The following is a 1303-nucleotide window of genomic DNA, read 5'->3' on the forward strand; positions in this document are numbered from 1 at the left end:
TGAATCGCCCCGGGTTTAATGGAGGGTGTTGAGTCCTTGAAAGGATGAGCACCATGCCAGCACCAAAAAAGTATCCTGAGGAGCTTCGCCAGAGGGCGGTCCGGCTTGTGATGGACGCGCAGAAGGACCCCAGTGGCCGGCGGGGAGCATGCACCAGGATTGGCTCGCAGCTGGGCATCCCTGCTGACACTATCCGTGGCTGGGTGCGCATCGTGGAGATCGATCAGGGCGTGCGTCCTGGCACTACAACCGATGATTCGACGCGCATGGCAGAGCTTGAACGTGAGGTTGTTGAGTTGCGGCGGGCGAATGCGATCTTGAAATCAGCATCAGCTTTCTTCGCGGCGGAGCTCGACCGCCCCTCCCGACGATGATCGCCTACATCGACAATCACAAGGACGAATACGGGGTCGAGCCGATCTGCAGAGAGCTGCCGATCGCCCCATCGACCTACTACGCCGCCAAGGCACGACCGGAGTCCAAACGGTCAATAACCGACGCCGTGACGGCGGAGAAAATCACCCGGGTGCACCGGGAGAACTACAGTGTTTATGGGGCCAGGAAAGTTTATGCGGCTCTGAACCGTGAGGGACACCGGGTGGCCCGGTGCACCATCGAGCGACTGATGCGCCGGACCGGCCTGCATGGCGTGCGCCGGGCCAAAGGACCTCGCACAACGGTGTCAGGGCCACTTTCGGAGCGGCCGGCGGATCTCGTGCGGCGACAATTCAGCGCACCTGCTCCGAACTGCCTCTGGGTCGCAGACATTACCTACATTCGAACGTTCTCCGGCTGGGTTTACGCGGCCTTTGTATTGGATGTTTTCTCCCGCCGGGTGGTCGGCTGGCAGCTCTCCACGACCATGCACACAGCCCTGGCGCTGGACGCTCTGGAGATGGGCCTTTGGACCCGCCGGCGCGATGGGAAGGACATCTCCCAGCTCGTACACCACAGCGACAGAGGGGTGCAGTATCGTGCCATCCGATATACCGAACGCCTTGCTGACGCCGAAGCGGTCGCCTCCGTGGGAGCCAAGGGTGATAGCTACGACAATGCCATGGCAGAGGCGCTCAATTCCCTCTTCAAGGCAGAGCTCATCAGGAACAAAGGACCATGGACCGGCATCAACGACCTTGAAATCGCCGTCGCCGAATACATCGACTGGTACAACCACCGGCGTCTCCACGGCGAGATCGGCTATATACCGCCGGTAGAAGCAGAAACCATCTTCTACTCAAATCTGCCCGCCATCAAAACGATGGAACGGGTCTAACAATCCCTCCACCAAACCCGGGGCTTGACA

General features: G+C 60.3%; 1 protein-coding gene and 1 other annotated feature. The gene reads left to right on the top strand.

The features are described 5' to 3' along the window. The first annotated feature begins 53 nt into the window (after positions 1 to 53). Positions 54 to 1273 (top strand): IS3 family transposase gene (locus NG698_RS21580; RefSeq protein ID WP_252603655.1). Its coding sequence is split into 2 segments (ribosomal slippage): positions 54 to 333 and positions 333 to 1273, totalling 1221 coding nucleotides; the frame shifts between segments, so codons are not numbered across the junction. After that, positions 332 to 445, top strand: a sequence feature (AL1L pseudoknot). Its footprint overlaps the gene before it by 114 nt. Positions 1274 to 1303: the final 30 nt, after the last annotated feature.

The sequence above is a fragment of the Pseudarthrobacter raffinosi genome (genome assembly GCF_023913735.1).
Taxonomy (GTDB): Bacteria; Actinomycetota; Actinomycetes; order Actinomycetales; family Micrococcaceae; genus Arthrobacter; species Arthrobacter raffinosi.